Genomic DNA, 18,176 nt, shown 5'->3' on the forward strand with positions numbered 1-18,176 from the left:
CATTAAAGTAGGCGAGTCCAGACATACAGCCTAGAGTCTGGAATTCCGGTGAGGGTCGATCGAATTTCCAAAATTTGTTCTGGTGTAGGCTGACTCGCTAACAACCCAATAATCTTCTTCTTATCAAGAAAATTGCCAGGCTGTTCGCTTAACAATTCTTAGAGACCGCGTTCTACTATCTCTTGTAAGCGGTCTTGGAATTGCTTTAACTGCTGTCCTAGCTTCTCAGATACCTCAACAATGATTTGTATCCTCTAGCCCTATTGTTTTTCTAACTCAGGGGAGTTGTTGTGCAACAAGGTAAATACCAATTTGGGTTGCTACTTTGCCACCCACCGGTTTCGTGTGGCTCAGTGGGTTCCATGTCAATTAGTTCTCCATCAGCCAATTCATAGCAGGGATTATCTCGGTATTGAGAGAGAAAATCTTCCAATGTAAGGTTTTTTGCGGAAATAGATGTCATTTTCCTCTTCAATCATTCAAGATGCTTACTCAACCCCCGACATGAACACCAGGTCGCCTCTGGGGATTCTTTTCAGCCCGACGGAGTACTTCACGGGTAACTACAGCAATATCGCCCTCTCCAAACAAGATAAAACGCAGTAAATATTGTATGGGATTTCCCTCAACCCAGCCGAAGTAGGCATGGGGAATCTTACCTGTTTGGTCACGAATATACAGCAGTAAAGCCGCGATCGCATTAGGGACTGCTGCACTCTCAGCCCGCAAGATGCGATAATCACCAACTTGCACCCCTCTTACTTTGATGATATCCGCAAATTCTGAAGCATCTGATACCTGAATCTCTAGAAAAAGGATTGGATCGTTGGGTGGAATATGGTTATCCTCGCGTACCTCTTTCTCTTTCATAAAATACTCTAGGACATCACCTGTATTCAATCGATTTGCAATCAGTCGTATTACTCCTTGGCTTTCTTCAGCAAGGAATTGACCAGCAAGTTCGTCAACTTCGATCCGCTCTGCTCGCAGTTCCGTTGAACGCCAAACACGAGAAACTAGCGAGGTAAAAATGATCGCACCAATGAAAAAACCAGCGATTCTAATCCCCTCTGGCCTTTCGATGATATTAACAATAGTGGTATATAAAAATAACAGTGTAATAGTAGCAAAAACCAGTCTTGCCCGCTTCTCTCTGTGACGGTGGGCTGATAAGGTGACAGCAAAGGCTGCTGAGGTAATTAATACAAGCACACCAGTAGCATAAGCCCCACCTTGGGCTTCCACATTTGCCCTGAAGATAATTGTGACAACAAATGCGATCGCAGTGTAGACTAACACTAAAGGTCGCGTCACTCGTGCCCAATTGGGAGCCATGCCATAGCGTGGTAGGTAGCGAGGCACAATATTCAGCAGCCCTGCCATTGCAGATGCACCTGCAAACCACAAAATAGAAATAGTACTTAGATCGTAAATTGTGCCAAAGGCGTTGCCTAGATGCAAATGTGCTAAATAAGCAAGAGCCCGTCCGTTAGCTTTTCCCCCAGATGCAAATTCTGCGACTGGAATCAGTAGAGTGGTTATAAAACTGGTGGTGAGCAAAAAGAAGCTCATAATCAGGGCAGCACTGGTAAGCAGCTTGCGTGTATTCCGAATCCGCCCTTTGGAATATTTGAGAGTGTCGCTACTGTTACCTTTGACAAGTGGCATCACGGTTACGCCAGTCTCAAAGCCTGATAATCCCAGTGCTAGCTTGGGAAATATCAAAAGAGCTATACCGATTAAGATCAAAGGATTGGAATGGCGGGCAAAAAGTGCAGTCTGCCAGTTAGCGATCGCTCCTGGGTGAGTTAAAATCTGGTACACACCGACGCTCACGACAATGAAGTTTAACAGCAGATAAACTGCCACCAAAACTACTGCAATCCCAATCGCTTCTCGGAAACCTCTCAAGAAAACTACGCCTAGTAATGCAACTAATATTAGGGTAATTGCGATCGTCTGACCGTGAAACCAATCTGGGGTAAGGGGATTTTCAATGATATGGGCTGTAGCATCAGCAGCCGACAGCGTAATGGTAATAATAAAGTCGGTTGCCACAAAACCGAGTAAACATAGCACAAGTAATTTGCCTTGCCACCAAGGGAGCAAACGCTCTAACATTGCGATCGATCCTTCACCATGAGGGCTTTCGGCAGCAATCCGCCGATAGATTGGCAATGCTCCAAAGAGCGTCAGCAAAACTAGAATCAAGGTAGCGATAGGAGAAAGAGCGCCAGCCGCCAGTGCTGCAATCCCAGGTTGATAGCCAAGGGTGGAGAAATAATCTACACCAGTCAAGCACATTACCTGCCACCAAGGATGCTGGCGATGTGCTTCTTCCTTGCGGTAAGGCCCTTCCTTCTCTCGTCGATCTTCTTCAAGCAACCAGAGGATTAACTGACTGCAGAGCCGTTTTGTTGAAACAATTGATTTACTCATCAAATATGGTTGTTTTGCAAAAGTCCGGCTTTGTGATTTTTAAGCCTTCGTGGTTTATTAAAATTTTTAACTACAAATATATAGCATTATTATTGTAGGTTAAGCATCCTGTCCGATTTACAAAATATATAAGTTGTCTAGCGGATGAAGATCGAGTTTAGCTTCCGGTATTGGGAAAAATTAATATCGTATGCGGACATTTTGGAATTAAAGTTTTCGTACCCTTAGCATTTTTGATCTGCATCAGTTCTAAAAAAGGGTGCTGATGGATTTACGAATACCGAAGATAGAAAGTACTGAGGCGCTAGCCTCAGTGTAATTACGGCTTTTTAGCGCCCAAATTGCTATATTCATACTCTTGTAAAGGTGATGTCTTTTTCTCTACTTAACGCTTTACGAGGCAAAATTTCATCTGAGCAAAGGTGGATACTGTACCAATACTTATCGGGTTTTGGGGAAAAAAACCTTTAAAATCTCTAGCAGATGATTAGGTAGATGGTATGAGTGAAACTACAGAAACGATTTTCAGCAAAATCATTCGTCGGGAAATCCCCGTTGATATTGTTTATGAGGATAATTTAGCCCTGGCCTTCAAAGACATCCACCCCCAAGCGCCTGTACACATTCTCGTCATTCCTAAAAAACCCATTCCCACACTAGCTGATGCTGAATCTCAGGATCATGCTCTGTTGGGGCATCTTTTATTAACAGCCAAACGTGTTGCAGAAGAAGCTGGACTGAAAAACGGTTATCGAGTTGTGATCAATACTGGTGATGATGGTGGTCAGACTGTCTATCACTTACATTTGCATATTTTGGGAGGACGGCAATTAGACTGGCCCCCTGGTTGATCAAACTTGAATGCTTATCCATAAATCAAAGACACTCTTCTGAAAGAGCTACGGTGTATACACAAATCTTTTAAAGTTGTCCCACAGCATTTAGATTCCCCTTAAAAAGGGGGGAATAGGAGTCAAAGTCCCCCAATTTATCGGGGGATTTAGGAGGATCTAACGTTGTTGCATATCTCGTATAGAGATGCGTGTACACCGTAGCCCGAAAGGGGGCATTTTTGCGTTGAGTTTATTGGTATGTTAAGCACTTAAGCAATAATTATCAAAAAGTAAATTTTACGAGTAATAATTGCTAGCAGCGCAGATAATTGCCTCAAAGTTCAAGTATAGGGAGAAGCCAAGAATGATTTTACATCGTGGGCGTAGGGTGGTAGCTGCTTTATTGCTGTCAGTGGTACTACTGACAACAGCCTGTAGCCCAAAAGCACCTGGACGTTTTGACCAGGCGCAAAAAGAAAGCACTCAACAAAAAAACGTTGCGGTGGCTAAGAATGCAACTCAGGGTAGCGAGTTTAATAAACTTTTCCCTAGTGCAGGTGATGGCTACCAGCGTGTCTTTAACCAAGAGAAAAAAGGCTTTGCAGAAGCGAAGTTGAAAAAAGGTGGTAAAGATGTAGCATTGCTGTCTATTTCTGATACTACCAGCACACCTAGTACAGCAGCAAAGTTCTCGAAAAGCACCAAGAAAATTGGCGGTTATCCCGCAGTAGAAGTTGGTAAGACACAAACTGCAATTTTGGTAGGTAAGTACCAAGTAAAAGCACTTTCCCGCGATTCGTCATTTACAGCTAGCGATCGCGCAGATTGGCTAGAGAAGTTTAATCTTAATGGTCTGGCTAAACTGAAATAAGCCGGATTGCCAAGATTGAAGATAACAAAACCTAAGTAAGGAGATTTTTGTGAGCAAATCGATTGTTGATTTAGTCGATCAATTGCCAACCGGTGGCTTGACTATTTCTATGTTGAAGTCCCTCGATTTTGTTGCTCCTGGGGAGTGGCAAAATACCGTCGGCTTTGTCAACACCATTAAAACCGTCACTGGCGAAGACGACGAAGATTTAATTCAACAAATTGGTGAAAGAGCGATTTATCTATTCAATGACAAATCCCAAGGATACCAAACAGCTTTGTGGTTATATCAAACCGTTGATGGTACAGATAAAGCTCTCGGTGCAGCCGCTTTAGCTAACAAAGTTGGCGAAAAAATTCCTTTATTGGGTTTTTTAAACTCTGTCACTCCCAAACCAGACAAAGCCCAAACCATCGATTTGACATTAAAGTTAGTGGCTGAGTTGGTAGCTTTCTGTCAAATTAACGGCATTCCTGGAGACAGCATTGGCGATTTTGTCGCCTCTTTAGGTGAGTATAGTGGTGAGTCACTCATCCGCATGGTGGCATTAGTTTGTGTTGATGGTTTAATACCTCTAGGCCCAGACTTCATCAGCAAAGCCATATCTGGGATTAATCAAACAAGTCCCAATGAGTTAGAACAGAACTCAACTTTCCAAAATATCAAAGATGTGATTCCAGGCAACAATGCTGGTAGTAAACTCAACTTTATCGGCGAAAGTTTTGACTCAGTTAAAGGTTGGATGAGTGGTATTGTCAGTGCGAATAATTTAACGCCACACAAGGTAGTTAGCAACTTACACAGTTTTGTCGATATTGCAGATGATAAGTTAGACTACCTGGCTGCATTCTTGGATGTATCTACAAATTATTATGAACACACTGGCACGCAAACTTTAGCACGTCGCTTGATTGAACGGGCGGTGGCTGAGATTTAGGTTGATAGGGGCTGGGGAATGGGCAGGGGGGCAAGGGAGCAGGGGGGCAGGGGAGCAGGGGGAGAATTCGTAACTCCTAACTCTTTACTCAGCACGGGCTAAACGCCCCGCTACCGCTAACGGAACTGTTTTGCCCAATGTCCCCTAACTCATACCCCATGACCATTAGGGTAAACGCAGATCGGATGCGATCGCATATAAGTAAGGTTGAAAAATAGCCAAATTTTCCAGTTGCTCAAACTTACCTGTCTGCGTACCTGGATCAAATGCAGTAGTAATTACGTAAAGTTTACTGCCATCAAAGGCAACATGACCGATATGTTGCTCTTTTACTCCACCTTGTTCCTTGAGTCCGGCGAAGCCATAGCGGATTCCCTGAAGTTTACCAATCGGTACTGGTTGCGGTGGGTAGGCTGAGAAAGTAATCTCTTTTCCATATTGACTCTGACGATCTTTCGCAAATGCAGCATAGTGGTCTGCAACCCAGGCCTTGAGTACTGGTAATACCTGGGTTTGGTATTGGGAACTTTGGTAGTCTACTTGGGAACCACTTGGAATACCGGCTGCTAAGAGTTTTTTTCGGAAATCCTCATTGTTTGTTAGTGGGTAAATGTTAATCTCAACTGTACCCAAACGTTTGCCTCTGGAAGAGACACACAACAGGGGTGCATTTCCCTCACAAGCGGCAACTTGCCAGTTAGTGGGAGCAGCAGTATTTCCCAGGATTTTCTGCCAGATATTACCCTCATTAGAGGCGGGAAGTTTTCCAACGGCAGGGGATTTTACCTCTTTGGGTGGAGAAAATTGGGGAAGAACAAATTTTGCTCCCAGTGGTATTGACACCAGCAAAATAGAACCTAGTAATAAATGATAAAGTCTTAACATTTTATTGATTATCCGGAGTCAAAGATGGCAGACTAACGATATCTACAATACGTTAAACAGGGGGAGGTCGCTTGTATTCCTCTATCTGTGTTTAGCTAACAGTTAGAGTCCGACGAAATTATTTGTTCTGGAAGTTTGCGCCTCCTTTTTTCTCTGCTTCAATTTCTTGACCTCAGACTTTTGTCAGTCAACCAGGCGTTAAATACCTGAAAGCAAGGTATTATAGAAAATAATACTAAGTAAAGTTAAGTAAAGTCTAATTATTTCATCTGAGTTGGAAATATGTTTAATCTTAGTAAATAGACTTTATTCAATCGGCGGGATTATCGATTCTAAGTGAAATCGCCATGAACCCTAGTTTTTTGACTGCCCAGACTCCAACCACGATCGCTATTGTTGGTGGAGGCTTTAGCGGTTCTCTAGTTGCTACCCACTTATTGAAAACTGCCAGCCAACCTCTCATCATTAAGCTGATTGAGCGCAGTCATCAAATGGGGAAGGGAATTGCCTACAGCACGAATACCAACTGTCATTTGCTGAATGTATCGGCCGGAAACATGAGTGCATTTCCTGACGATCCCGGACATCTGCTGCGTTGGCTTCAGTACAATCGCAACGAATTAGCGGCATTTTTTCCTGAAGAAGTCAATGCTAGTACCTTCATTCCCCGCAAGGTCTATGGTTTATACATTCAGTCGATTTTGGCAGAAGCAGAAGCCACAGCACCTAGTGATGTACGACTAGAACGTTTGACCGATGAAGTCGTGGGGATACAGCCTGAAGAAAAAGGCACAATCGTCTCTCTGCATAGTGGTCGCTGTTTTGCCGCAGATAAAGTTGTGTTGGCGTTGGGAAACTCGCCTTCTACACCACCCGCAATCAAAAGCGCAGACAGCAATAATGAAAGTTATCTGCGGAATGCTTGGTCAGATGATGCCCTAGCAGACCTTGACCTTGATGCGCCCGTGCTGCTAATTGGTACAGGACTGACGATGGTGGATATGGTTTTATCTCTGCACGATCGCCAACATCGGGGCAAAATTTATGCTATATCTCGACGAGGGTTATTTCCCCAAAAACATCAAGCAGCTAAACCTTATCCTAGCTTTTTGACCCCAGAAACTTCACCAAAAAGTGTGCGCGGCTGGTTGCATCGCCTGCGTGCCGAGGTGGAAATTGCAGCTGCCCAAGGCTATGACTGGCGATCGGTAATTGATTCTCTGCGTCCCATAATTCAGAAAATTTGGCAAAAACTACCGACCAAGGAACAGCAGCGCTTTTTGCGTCATCTAACAGCCTATTGGGACGTACATCGTCACCGCATTGCCCCCAAAGTGGCGGATGTTGTCACTGAAATGTTGGATTCTGGTCAACTTAACATTTCCGCCGGACGGATTCGGGAATATCAAGCTTTGCCGGATGGTGTGGCAGTGACTGTATGCCAGCGCAAAACCCATGCTAATACTGTCTTACACGTCCACCGTGTAGTGAATTGTACCGGGGTAGCAGCAGATTATCGCCGATCGCCTCACCCCCTAATTGCTGATTTGCGATCGCAAGGATTAATTCGCCCCAATGCCATCGGCTTAGGATTAGATGCAGATCCCCACGGGGCTTTATATACGGCAGACAGTAATGTTTCGACACTGCTGTATACCTTGGGAACTCCTCGCAAAGGCGACTTGTGGGAAACTGTTGCTGTTCCAGAATTACGGCTACAGGCGCAGGAATTATCCCAAGCGTTATTGCAGTCGCTGCCAGTACGTGTGCGTCCGATTCCCACGATACTTTCCTTAAATAAGGAGACAGGCGATGTCTACGACGGGTTACGCCTACGCAGCTCACAGATACCCCAGTCAAGCTTACTATTTCGTCAATTATTTGATCCTGAAACTAGTAGTTATACTTACCTGATTGCCGATCGACAGACAGGAGATGCTGTTCTAGTTGACCCTGTATTAGAGCAAGTTGACCGCGATTTGCAATCATTAGATGAATTAGGATTAAAGCTACGCTATTGTCTAGAAACTCATCTTCATGCCGATCACATCACAGGGGCAGGCAAACTTAGGCAACAAACAGGCTGTCAGGTGATCGTTCCCCAGAATCCTGCTGTCACGAAAGCCGATCGCTCTCTTGTCGGTGGCGAAATCATCGATGTGGGATCTGTAGCGATCGAAGCAATTTTCACACCAGGTCACAGTGCTAGTCACATAGCATATTTGGTGAACAAAACCCACTTATTAACTGGTGATGCCTTATTTATTCGTGGTTGTGGACGCACAGATTTTCAGGGTGGCGATCCTGGAACCTTATATGATGTGGTGACACAACGCTTATTCACCTTGCCAGATGATACCTTGGTATATCCCGCCCATGATTACAAAGGACGCACAGTTTCCACCATTGGCGAAGAAAAGCGTTTTAATCCTAGATTTAGCGATTCCTACGGAGCGCTGCGCGAACGCAGCCGTAGTCAATTCATTACAATCATGAATAATCTCAAATTGAGTTATCCCCAAAAGATGAATGCAACAGTACCGGCCAATGAATACTGTGGTGATTTTATCCCCCAAGATAGCTTAAATCCGGCCATGAGTCTGGCTACAGATGAAGAAAAAAAACAAATAGAAATCACAGTTATGACTAATACGGAAATCTACAATGATTACTTTGCTATGTATATCTAGAACCAACAAGAGTTCTGTGAAGCTGGGATAAGGCTTTTTCAGCAGCTTGATGACTAGAGGCTGTTGGTCAGTATTTTTATATCCGCAATAAACCAGGTTTCTTGAACCGTTGTAAAGTTGTTCGCTAATCTGATATCCCGCTCATACTGCTGAATCCTTGAGGTTTCAGCTTTTAGTATTTTCCGATAAACTCCCGTAATTCTTAGAGAGGTATTCAGTAAATACCTCATCTGTCGCTAACTTAAATTAAAAGCGCCCTCCCGAAGTGGGAGAGCGCTTTCTTATTTAGCTAATTGAGTTAATGCTTGAGAATTAACCGTTGATAGCAGGAGCAGAAAGAGCAACAGGAGCAGATTCAGCAGATGCCAAATCTAGAGGGAAGTTGTGAGCGTTACGCTCGTGCATTACTTCCATACCGAGGTTAGCGCGGTTGATTACATCCGCCCAAGTTGCAATCACACGACCTTCAGAGTCAATGATTGATTGGTTGAAGTTGAAACCGTTCAAGTTGAACGCCATTGTGCTTACACCCAAGGCGGTGAACCAAATTCCGATTACAGGCCATGCTGCGAGGAAGAAGTGCAGTGAACGGCTGTTGTTGAAAGAAGCGTATTGGAAGATTAGACGACCGAAGTAGCCGTGAGCTGCAACGATGTTGTAGGTTTCTTCTTCTTGACCGAATTTGTAACCGTAGTTTTGTGATTCGGTTTCAGTTGTTTCACGAACCAAAGATGAGGTTACTAGTGAACCGTGCATTGCAGAGAACAAGCTTCCGCCGAATACACCAGCTACACCTAGTTGGTGGAAGGGGTGCATCAAGATGTTGTGTTCTGCTTGGAACACGATCATGAAGTTGAATGTTCCTGAGATACCCAAAGGCATACCGTCAGAGAATGAACCTTGTCCGATGGGGTATACCAAGAAGACTGCGGTTGCTGCTGCTACTGGAGCAGAATATGCGATCGCAATCCAAGGACGCATACCTAAGCGGTAGGATAGTTCCCATTCACGACCTAAGTAGCAGAATACGCCAATCAGGAAGTGGAAAATTACCAATTGGTAAGGACCGCCGTTGTACAACCACTCATCTAAGGATGCTGCTTCCCAAATTGGGTAGAAGTGCAAGCCGATAGCGTTGGAGGAAGGTACTACTGCACCAGAGATGATGTTGTTTCCGTAGATCAAGGAACCTGCTACTGGTTCACGGATACCATCAATGTCTACTGGAGGAGCGGCGATGAAAGCGATTACAAAGCAAGCTGTGGCCGCTAGCAAGGTGGGGATCATTACTACGCCGAACCAGCCGATGTAGATGCGGTTGTTGGTGCTGGTGATCCATTCACAGAATCGATCCCATACGTTAGCGCTTGAGCGCTGTTGTAAGGTTGTTGTCATTGTTTTATAAGTGCGGTTAGTGATTTATGAATCAGGCTCGTTTGTCTTTGCCTGTGAATACACTTTACAATGCTTTACAATTTTTAATCAAGTTTTATTACTTCAGTAAACCTGATAAAACCTATCAGGTTTACTTATTAAAGCGCAAGTTACAAGCAAGCGAGAGGATTTGATTTCAAATGAATTTCTGCGATCGCTTGCCCAAATCTGCAATATTGCGGTTACTTATACTATTTCTATATGAAGCTGCACAAAACCAACCTTGATAAGGCAAGGGAGCTGAAGCCGCTTATATACCAATACGCTTGGGTTAAGACTAAAAGCTAAAACTGGCGTATGTTGGGTTTCGTTCCTCAACTCAACCTTGTATCTTAGAAGAAGTGTTAGACCGTCCCAAGCGTATTGGCTTATATACAACCTTATATATAACGGTGTTGGGGACAAAAAATATTCCAACCAATACCCATAACGACTTTGAAGACAGTTGCTACAATGATTTGCACTTACCTAATGAAAAAGCTAAATGTGTTGTAGTTTATTTAAATAACTCCAAACATTCATTTTTTAAAATGCCTTTGGTAACTTTGATGCTTCTAAATGATTTAGCGATTACCTCTTCACAAGACAGATTAATTTGTGATTGATTTATCGAGATTAAGTCTTGAATTGAAGCACCATATATAATTTCTGATAAACCACTCCAAACACAAGCAGTTGCACACATGGGACAAGGTTCGCAAGTTGTATATATACTATAACCTTCTAAAAAATGGTTTTTAAGTTTAGCTGTTAAACTACGAATAACGTTGATTTCAGCATGGGCTGATGGATCGTTGTCTCTGATAACAGTATTATGAGCTACGGCAACAACTTCATTATCTTTAACAATCACAGCACCGTAAGGTGTATCTCCTTCTTTTGCTTGCGCCAAAGCTAAACCCATAAAATATTCTGGAATCATAGAAAGTGAGGTTAATATAAGGATAGTGATTAATAATATCGTATTTCTGATGCTATAACTGGGAATTAAGATTAGTTAATAGTCGAATATGTTATTGAGCAGACAAGAAACAGAATTCTACTTAAAAGACCTAGAAACACCAATAGGTAAGGCGATTAATTTAACACTTGCCGCTTTGGTACTATTATCATCAGGAATTTTTGTCGCAGAAACTTATAACATTCCTGATTCTGTGCGATTTGAATTACATCTAGTCGATACTGCGATCGTCATCATATTCGCGGTGGAATATTTACTCCGTTTGTGGAGTGCAGAAAACAAAATTCAGTATATTTTTAGCTTTTATTCGATTATTGACCTAATGGCAATTTTGCCATTCTTTATAGGGATGGTGGATATTAGCTTTATCCGGCTACTGCGATGGTTTCGGATTTTACGATTAATCAGGTTTATAGATAGAAAATTTTTATTCGCTACTATCAGCACTGAAGATGGCATGATCTTTGCGCGAATATTATTTACATTATTCGCAATTGTTTTTATTTATTCTGGTTTAATATATCAAGTAGAGCATCCGGTTAATCCTCAAAATTACGGGACATTTTTGGATGCATTCTATTTCTCTGTTGTCACAATGACAACTGTGGGATTTGGCGATGTTATTCCAATTTCTGAATTAGGACGTTTGCTAACGGTATTGATGATTTTCACAGGAATTGCACTGATTCCCTGGCAAGTGGGGGATTTAATTAAGCAAGTTGTGAAAACTGCTAATCAGGTAAAAATGGTTTGTTCCAACTGTGAATTGGCTTTCCATGATATAGATGCTGGGTTTTGTAAAAGGTGCGGGACTAAGTTACCTAGTCACAGGGTTGATTGAAATGCGATGCCTACGGCGGTATATAGTGCTAATTACCGGGTAGTTCCAGAATATAGTCAATGCCTAACGTAAACGTCATTTCAGAATATAAAAGCTTTGGTGGCAAACTCGGCTTTTACAGCCATTTCTCCTCAACCTGTAATGGTGAAATGCGTTTTGCTGTTTATCAACCACCACAAGCAACTCATAAACCTGTGCCAATTCTCTATTTTCTCTCTGGGTTGACTTGCACGGAAGAGAATTTTATGGTGAAGGCGGGGAGAGTGCAAGGCTTGGCGGCTGAGTATGGCTTGATGCTGGTTGCACCAGATACTAGTCCGCGTAATACTGGTATTGCAGGCGAGGATGATGACTGGGACTTTGGTACAGGTGCAGGCTTTTATGTTGATGCCACAGAAGAACCGTGGCGTAAAAACTACCAAATGTATAGTTATGTCGTCCACGAACTACCTGCTTTGATTAATGCAAATTTCCCCACCCAACCTGAAAAACAAGGTATTTTCGGTCATTCAATGGGGGGACACGGGGCGCTTGTCTGTGCGATGAGAAACCCAGAACTTTACAAATCAGTATCAGCCTTTGCACCTATCACTGCACCTATGCGTTGTCCTTGGGGACAAAAGGCTTTTGGTGGTTATCTTGGCAAAAATCAAGAAAGTTGGCGTGCTTATGATGCTAGTGAATTAGTCAAACAAGTAGGGTATCACAGTTCAATTCTTATTGATCAAGGGACTGCTGATAAATTTTTAGCTGAACAATTACTACCGGAAGTGTTTGAGAAAGCTTGTGCAGATGTTAAGCAGCCGCTAAACTTGCGTTACCAAGAAGGCTATGACCACAGTTATTATTTCATCGCCAGTTTTATTGAAGATCATATTCGCCACCATGCGTTAGCGTAGCTTACCGTAGGTATCGCTTTATTGATTACAGCAGTTTTTATCTATTTAAACCCCAGGTTTCTATTTTGATTTTTGAACAAGAATACGAAAGAATGGGGAACCGAAATCAAAGTCTCTCAATTTATCGGGAGATTTAGGAGGATTTAGAGCTTTTGATACTGACAAGAGGACTTTTCAAACATCCTCTAAAAGAGCAGTTATGATTCCCACAATTATTGCACCCCATCTCTTAATCTTTCCCAGGATCAAGGGGCATTCTTGGCGTTTAATAAGTAGTTAAGCGGACATAATATTTAGTTAAACGGCGATACATGACAGATATATAATTAGTTGAGCTTTATTTTTGAGCAATTAATATGAATAATTTTGTGCCTTCTCAGAGGAGAAAAGACTATATCATCCTCTTAATAATTTGGCTGATAGCATTAGCTATAGATAGAACTTGGTTTTTATTAGATGATTCGATTCCATCCTACGATCAAAGCGCACATTTAACGACAGCATTACATCATTATAGGATTTTTCAAAACTTTAATATCTTCTCAGGAAATTGGTGGTTATCTCTGTGGCAATTAACTCCAAGTTATCGCGCTCCTTTTTTATATATTTGCACCGTACCATTCTTGATGTTGTTTGGGCGTGGATATGACCAGGCAAGCTTGGTCAACTTATTATATACTGCAATGATTATACTTTCAGTGTATCATTTAGGTAACTTTTTATTTAAAAACCGAAAAACTAGCATAACTGCCAGCGTATTTTGTTTATTATTTCCTATTTTAGGAATGATACGGACAGATTATTTATTAGATTATGGGTTAACAGCAATTGTTATAGTAACTTTCACAATTTTGACAATTTGGAAAGATAGTTATATTGGGTTTTTATCATGGGGATTAACTATCATATTGGGCGTAGGCATAGGTTTAATATTGTTGACTAAACCTACAGGATTTATTTTTATTTTAGTTCCTAGTATTTGGACATTAATTACTTTTATTATAAAACGTAAATTTATTAAGCTAATACAAACTTGCTTATCTTTGATGATAGCTTGGTTAATTTGTGGTTCTTGGTATAGCTTAAATTGGTTAACAATTATTACATCGGCATTAAACGCTAACCAAGTCGGAAAAGGAGAAGGCGATCCTTCGGCCACAACTATTGCTGGATGGTTGTTCTATCCAAAGATGATCCCGGAAAGTGTTGGTTTACCAATATTATCTGTGAGTATTGGCGTTTTATTGGTTTATCTTATTAAATATAAATTTACTACTAGTTTAATTCCCGTATCTCTCCATAAATCAGCTCGAATTTGGTTATTAGTTACTTTAGTAAGTAGCTATATAATTTGTACTTTGGGTACAAATAAAGACATTAGATTTATTCTGCCATGCTTCCCTATAATTAGTTTAATATTGGCGGATTTATTTAATCTAATTGAAAATGTATATTTTGATAGACTGAGATTAGCAACTCTGGTATTAAGTAGTATATTGTTAGTCAATAATTTGTTTCCGTTACCCCTAATTCAAGCATGGGGTGGTAAACATTTTCCTAATAATGATGGCAACAAATATCCCTTGGATCAACTGATAAATAAAATCATTGAAACAAATATATATTTAAGGTCAACTTTAGGGGTAATTCCTGTTTCTACATCTCAGGTAAATGAGTTTACTTTAGATTATTTTGGCGCGTTAGCAGATTTCCGCGTATATGGTAGAAAATTCACATATAATTTATCTCAGGTAGAGGAAGATTTACAATATTTTTCTTGGTATGTCACTAGAGATAATGAACCAAACCAACCAGGAGACAGTGGAGAGATTAAACGTAAATTAAACTCTTTAGTTAAATCTTCTACTGATTTGAAATTACAGGGCGATTGGATATTGCCTAATGGAGATAAACTTCGATTATATAACCGCAAGAATCCTTATGTACTTGTTCAAAAAATCAGCAATACTGAGTCTGTAATTAATCTAGAAAGGGTTGCGATTCCTCAACAATTAATTTTAGATAAAAATAACCCAGTAACATATCAGATAACAGGTTCATGGGATGATTTGCAAAATGGTATTTTACTATTAAAATGGCAAAATAGCCAATCATCTTGGGATCACGATCATGCCATTGGCTTGGGAAATTTATACTGTGGTATCAAATGTCATCCTGAAGGAACTTTCCAGGTGAAAGAAGCCTTAGCCACATTTATTCCGAAAACGTTACCAGTAGGAAAATATAAATTATCAGCACTATATTTAGATAGAAGAACCAATAAAGTCACATCTTTAAATATTCCAGATATTACTGTAGATGTAACAAATGTAGGAACAGGAGAAAAATCTCCACCTCTAGATTTCGTTACTCGAACTTCACAACTAGCACAAGAGTTACAACAAGGTAAATTAAATAATATATTTGCACAGATAGATAATTTCAATCTATACGATCCTACTCAAGATTATTTAAAACAGATTGGATTTGCGGCTAATTATCATCTGCAAAGAGAGCCAAATAACTTAAATTGGCGTTACACTCTAGTCTTATCACAACTTTTACAGCGCCAAGTTCCAGAATTAATCCAAAATTTAATAGAATTAACTAAATATGATTCTCAAAATCCTTACATATATCTTTATTTAGCTGTTGTTTATTTGTATGACTTTCAACCTGCACAAGCCGAACAAAAATTAGCGATCGCAGAACAATTAAAACCAGATATCCCAGAATTAAAAACTTTAAGGCAAGTAACAAATATTATGAAATTTTTGCCATTAATCCATTTTTGAAAGATCAGCAAAGAACAAAATAATATAGCCATCTTATTTGATTTGGGAAAAATAGGGACTTGCAAAGAAAAAAATGCGCTTTATTTCGTTGAAATTAGCCGTTCCATCGCTGAGTGCATAGCAGTCAACCGCCGGACAATCTGATCGATCTCCAAATCTAATATGCTGTAATCAATGACTGCTTGACGAACAGGTGTATGCCCTTGATTGACAGCTAGCTCTTGTATTCGCGCTGTACGCAGTGCTTGCAGGTGCGGTTGGATTTTTTGCAGTGTTTCTTCCAAGCCAGGTAAGGGCGGTGGGGTAATTTCCAGTTGTACTGAATCAGCTAACTGCTCTAACATTAGTGAAACTTGGCGGACAAAAGTTTCTAATTCTGGCAGTGGTACTGTTCCTCGAAAATGTTCGAGATGTACTGCCAAAACTGTTACGGAGTTAGTAAAACGTCCCATATACACCAACAGCGTCATCACTGGTTCTACTAATTCTTTGGGCATTTGGGGTTCGCGCAGCAATCCTTGAAATGAGGCTTGAGCGTTGCCAATTGCCAATCCCGTTTGTCGCCGTTGACTGATAATGGTGGAGTCATGCTCTTTTGTTCCCTGGTAAACAGCCATCACATCCCAAAAGTATTTGTGACATTCTCGCAGTGCAGTGGCGAGTTGGCTGGGTAAGCGATCGCGTTCCCGATTTGGCAATATAAAGTAATGGCTTGCAAAAGCTAGTCCCGCCCCAATTAATGTATTCAAGACGCGAAAGCCAGCAAATTGCCAACCAATGGGATTACCAATATCGATAATTAGTAAAACAAATATTGATAAGAAAATCACCGAATACCCATAGTTGACACTGATTAGGGAAATGCCAAAAAATACTGTCAGCACAATGATGATGTCTAACACAGTCTTACTGGTGATGGTTGCGACTAAAATAGCTGCTAACACGGCTCCCAAGATCGTCCCGCCAACTCGCTGAAAAAACCTCTGGAAAGTTGCACCTAAGTTCGGTTTCAGTACTAGGATGCTTGTCAGTGTCACCCAATACCCCATTGGTAAATTAGTAATGCTGTATAGGATTACGCCTACAGTGAGAGTTACACTAATGCGGAGAGCATGACGAAAGATTGCTGAGTCTAAGGTGAGATTGTCTTTGAGTAAACTTAAGAGCGATCGCTGTTCATCTTCAACTACAAGAAGTTTATCTATATCTCGGCGACTTATCTTGTTATGTTCTACCAAAGATTTAGCTGTCTGAGCCGTATATTGCAACTGCTTGATCAGTTTTTCGATCATCAGCACCAGGTTAGTGAAAGCAACGAGGGTTGTATAGTCTGTCTCACTCCCAGCAATTGCTTTTCTTTGCAGACTTTCTTGTTCCTTTAGTGCCTCATAAATGCGGTTGAGATTTCCCAGATCGATGCTAGCAGGCTTGCGTGATATGACTTTCGCTATGGCTTGCAGAACGACTGATATTTGTTCGAGTGCATCGTCTACTAATTGCTGAACTGCCTGATATTGCTGTTGTTTGAAGTGAGTCTCTAGTAACTCTGTTAAGGCAATAACTGAGCCAAGCAAGCGATCGCCATCTTGAATTAGCACCAATAACTGCTCATCCATCCAACTCCGAGCCGGCTTTCCAATCCGTGCAGTACCTAAAGTAGTCCGTGCTGTCTCTAATGACTGTCTAATTTCGAGAATATTTTCAGGTGTTGTCACCCTACCGAGAAATGCCTGAATGTAGTTGGCAATTCCACTGAAGCAATCAGCCAAAGCCATCCTTAGTGGGTCATAAGGTCTAAAAGGCCACATTACTAAAGAAAGTAACATGGCCCATCCACCTGCAATTAGACATAGCAGCGATCGCATGAGTGCGGCTTCCAGATTTCCTGGCTGTGCGATCGTGGAGATAAATGATACCCCTACAACCAGACCGACATTTGCACCAGCGTTACCATACATCGACGCAAAACCTGAAGCAAGTCCCCAGAGAAATGTCAGTACTACAGATAATCCTAGAATTTTAGCGACTAGAGTACCCACAAATACTGAAACAGCCATTCCCAAAGTAGCCGCCACCATTGCCTTAGCTTTAATCTGGTAAGGGCCACCAACATTTGCTAAGTTGACAAAGTAAGCCATTAAACCGACAAATAATCCGCTTTCCCTTTGGTTGATGAGTTGCCCAATTAGCATCGGAACCCCCAACGCTAATGCAGCTCGCAAGCCGTTGGATATTGCTGGTTTTCCTGGCTCTGGCTGGATCAGAGACCTGAGAAAATTACTTCGATTCAACTGCATTGTTTTTGTTAACAAAACAAAAGTTTTATTTGGATTTTTTAATATTTTTATATATTTAGATTTATTCTAATTCATCGTGGGCAAGTGAGAGCTTTTCCAGAAAGTGAATATTAGAATGCACCTTTTGCTACTTTATCATTGACAGAATGATTGCCAACTAAGCTTCACAGGTGTATGTCCCAGAGATTGCTAAGGCTGTGTAACCAATTTTAGCCAAAGTTATGCTTTAGATAATTTGATGTAACCCGAATAATTTGTCCTCATTCGAGTAGAAACTAAAAACGGCATTTTTTG

General features: G+C 41.3%; 13 protein-coding genes and 1 pseudogene. 7 read left to right on the forward strand and 7 right to left on the reverse strand.

The genetic code is table 11. The features are described 5' to 3' along the window. Window positions 1–2 precede the first annotated feature (2 nt). From ACFFRD_RS24210 to ACFFRD_RS24220, 3 genes and pseudogenes are all read right to left on the reverse strand, one after another. Window positions 3–155: a hypothetical protein gene (locus ACFFRD_RS24210; protein ID WP_392477969.1), complete on the reverse strand. Its 153-nt coding sequence runs from the start codon at window positions 153–155 to the stop codon at window positions 3–5. Between the two features lie 124 nt (window positions 156–279). Next, window positions 280–463: pseudogene (locus ACFFRD_RS24215) on the reverse strand (Uma2 family endonuclease); the annotation flags it as partial. A gap of 29 nt (window positions 464–492) precedes the next feature. After that, window positions 493–2,439, reverse strand: a complete 1,947-nt coding sequence (locus tag ACFFRD_RS24220) for an amino acid transporter (protein ID WP_392477972.1) — start codon at window positions 2,437–2,439, stop codon at window positions 493–495. A gap of 500 nt (window positions 2,440–2,939) precedes the next feature. Here ACFFRD_RS24220 and ACFFRD_RS24225 point away from each other — a divergent pair, with 500 nt between their 5' ends. The 3 genes from ACFFRD_RS24225 to ACFFRD_RS24235 all read left to right on the forward strand — a co-directional run bounded on the left by ACFFRD_RS24225 (window position 2,940) and on the right by ACFFRD_RS24235 (window position 5,080). Then, window positions 2,940–3,290 carry a histidine triad nucleotide-binding protein gene (locus ACFFRD_RS24225; protein ID WP_012408957.1) on the forward strand — a complete coding sequence of 117 codons (351 nt, stop codon included), beginning with the start codon at window positions 2,940–2,942 and terminating at the stop codon, window positions 3,288–3,290. 346 nt (window positions 3,291–3,636) lie between these two features. Continuing rightward, on the forward strand, window positions 3,637–4,143 hold the full coding sequence (locus ACFFRD_RS24230) for a hypothetical protein (protein ID WP_392477973.1): 507 nt from the start codon (window positions 3,637–3,639) through the stop codon (window positions 4,141–4,143). Window positions 4,144–4,192: 49 nt separating this feature from the next. Then, window positions 4,193–5,080: a hypothetical protein gene (locus ACFFRD_RS24235; protein WP_163938027.1), complete on the forward strand. Its 888-nt coding sequence runs from the start codon at window positions 4,193–4,195 to the stop codon at window positions 5,078–5,080. A 165-nt stretch (window positions 5,081–5,245) separates the two neighbouring features. On the opposite strand, the gene ACFFRD_RS24240 is transcribed toward ACFFRD_RS24235, so the two are convergent. Beyond that, window positions 5,246–5,965 carry a hypothetical protein gene (locus ACFFRD_RS24240; RefSeq protein WP_190936242.1) on the reverse strand — a complete coding sequence of 240 codons (720 nt, stop codon included), beginning with the start codon at window positions 5,963–5,965 and terminating at the stop codon, window positions 5,246–5,248. A 347-nt stretch (window positions 5,966–6,312) separates the two neighbouring features. Here ACFFRD_RS24240 and ACFFRD_RS24245 point away from each other — a divergent pair, with 347 nt between their 5' ends. Further along, entirely contained in the window at window positions 6,313–8,655 is a 2,343-nt protein-coding gene (locus tag ACFFRD_RS24245; RefSeq protein ID WP_392477975.1) for an FAD/NAD(P)-binding protein, read from the forward strand. A gap of 312 nt (window positions 8,656–8,967) precedes the next feature. Here ACFFRD_RS24245 and psbA read toward each other — a convergent pair whose 3' ends face one another. Both psbA and ACFFRD_RS24255 read right to left on the reverse strand, forming a co-directional pair. Next, window positions 8,968–10,050 carry a photosystem II q(b) protein gene (psbA, locus tag ACFFRD_RS24250; RefSeq protein WP_159402515.1) on the reverse strand — a complete coding sequence of 361 codons (1,083 nt, stop codon included), beginning with the start codon at window positions 10,048–10,050 and terminating at the stop codon, window positions 8,968–8,970. 535 nt (window positions 10,051–10,585) lie between these two features. Beyond that, a complete protein-coding gene (locus ACFFRD_RS24255; protein ID WP_392477976.1) occupies window positions 10,586–11,011 on the reverse strand; it encodes a nucleoside deaminase in 426 nt (141 codons plus the stop codon). A gap of 88 nt (window positions 11,012–11,099) precedes the next feature. Here ACFFRD_RS24255 and ACFFRD_RS24260 point away from each other — a divergent pair, with 88 nt between their 5' ends. From ACFFRD_RS24260 to ACFFRD_RS24270, 3 genes are all read left to right on the forward strand, one after another. Beyond that, a complete protein-coding gene (locus ACFFRD_RS24260; protein ID WP_392477977.1) occupies window positions 11,100–11,891 on the forward strand; it encodes an ion transporter in 792 nt (263 codons plus the stop codon). A 59-nt stretch (window positions 11,892–11,950) separates the two neighbouring features. Next, complete coding sequence (fghA, locus tag ACFFRD_RS24265; RefSeq protein ID WP_392477978.1) at window positions 11,951–12,790, forward strand: S-formylglutathione hydrolase; 840 nt, start codon at window positions 11,951–11,953, stop codon at window positions 12,788–12,790. A gap of 356 nt (window positions 12,791–13,146) precedes the next feature. After that, on the forward strand, window positions 13,147–15,585 hold the full coding sequence (locus tag ACFFRD_RS24270) for a hypothetical protein (RefSeq protein WP_392477979.1): 2,439 nt from the start codon (window positions 13,147–13,149) through the stop codon (window positions 15,583–15,585). Window positions 15,586–15,665: 80 nt separating this feature from the next. Here ACFFRD_RS24270 and ACFFRD_RS24275 read toward each other — a convergent pair whose 3' ends face one another. Further along, window positions 15,666–17,882 (reverse strand): FUSC family protein, encoded by a 2,217-nt coding sequence (locus ACFFRD_RS24275; RefSeq protein WP_392477980.1) that lies wholly within the window; start codon window positions 17,880–17,882, stop codon window positions 15,666–15,668. Window positions 17,883–18,176 lie beyond the last annotated feature (294 nt).

The sequence above is a fragment of the Nostoc sp. C110 genome, assembly GCF_043099725.1.
GTDB lineage: Bacteria > Cyanobacteriota > Cyanobacteriia > Cyanobacteriales > Nostocaceae > Nostoc > Nostoc muscorum_A.